This window comes from Moorena sp. SIO4A1 (genome assembly GCF_010672065.1).
Classification (GTDB): domain Bacteria; phylum Cyanobacteriota; class Cyanobacteriia; order Cyanobacteriales; family Coleofasciculaceae; genus Moorena.
Window position 1 is genome coordinate 1 of the sequence record NZ_JAAHHX010000696.1, and the last position, 1473, is coordinate 1473.

Here is a 1473-nt window from a genome sequence, read left to right on the forward strand (position 1 = left end):
CCAGCATTCTCGGCTTTACTTGTTAGGATTGTCAGGAAGCACGACCACCCGGCGTCCAACACAGATTTAGCCAATCGGGATTTAGCCAGTCCCTTAACATTTAACTTTTCGTGAGCGACTACGTCATACTTTGACAGCAAATAATTGGCAGTTTTGAAGTGGAAGTCTTTCCGTTTATCCGCAACTTTTTTATGCTGTAACCCAAGTTGCTTAATAGCCTTGAGCCTATTGTTGCTACCTTTCTTCCGTCGGGATACCCGTTTTTGGATAACCTTTAATCTTTTCTGGGACTTTCGGTAATATTGCGGGATTTCTATTGTCTCCCCTTCGGAAGTGGTCAAGAACTCTTTAAGTCCAACATCAATACCAACTATTGAGTCAGGATTAATATCAGGCTTAACTTTCGGCGAAGCCGACGCTGCGCGAACGGGAACTGTCTTGTCTTCTAGGGACAAAACCAAATAGTAGCCATCACATTTTTTTGTAATAGATGCCGTCTTGATCTTGAACCCATCAGGAATAGGGCGATGTAGTACAACCTTGACCTTACCTATTTTTGGGAGGCTGATCAGATTGCCTTCTAGGCACCCTTCTTTCATTTGAGGGTAAGTAAACGTACGGTAGCGGTGATATTTTTTGAATCTAGGTCTCCCACTTCGTTTCCCGTTACTATCCCCTTTAATGAATCTATCAAAGGCCAACTTAACCCTCTTTACAACATCCTGAAGAACTTGGGAATGAATGTTTTTATACCAAGGATGAGTTTTCTTGAGATTTGGAAGAGTTTTCTTTTGACTGTAATAGTCCGGGTTATCTCTTAATTCGGGAAGGTGGCAGACAAGAGGACAAGCATTTATTGAGCACCGGTTCTGCTCGTACCAGGAAAAGCGGTCGGCCAACAAATAATTATATTGAGCACACAGCATAGACAGCCAATTGTCTATCTTCGCCTTTTGCTCTTTTGTTGGTTTTAACCGGTATTGGTACGCGATTATCATTGACTTGCTCTTTGGCTTATCGACCTACTATAATTATAGCAAGTGTGTCTACAAATAGTAATCCAAAATGAAAGATAAAAAAATAATAATCAGGATTACCGATTTTGAAAAAAGACAGTTGATACAAGAAGAACAGCGGCGCGGGATGACTCAATCAGAATTAATTAGGAGCTTGATAGCTCGCTTCCCTGTTCCGAGAGATCCTGTGCAAAATTCATCCCACACTCAATGCGCAGCATGAGTGTGGGATGAATTTTGCCGGAAAGCTAACCACGATCATATATCGCCCAATTCCTTCAATGTTTGAATGTCTTGTTGAAAATCTTCACGGTCATAATTGATACAAATTCTCCGATTAGAGAGTGCTTGTTGAAACTCAATTAGGTGCATCCCAGCTAGCTCACGGGCTTTACCAATACTAATTCTTTTCTGTTTATATAGCATAATGGCAATCTCAAGCTTCAAATCGGCTGCC

The 1473-nt window shown here is 41.4% G+C and carries 2 protein-coding genes; both read right to left on the reverse strand.

Translation table 11 applies throughout. From position 1 onward, the window contains the following. Positions 1-998: transposase (locus tag F6K53_RS42025; protein WP_293086402.1), on the reverse strand; the 998-nt coding region annotated here is incomplete at its 3' end. A 276-nt stretch (positions 999-1274) separates the two neighbouring features. Further along, the coding region (locus F6K53_RS42030) for a UPF0175 family protein (protein ID WP_366511442.1) at positions 1275-1473 on the reverse strand (199 nt) is incomplete at its 5' end.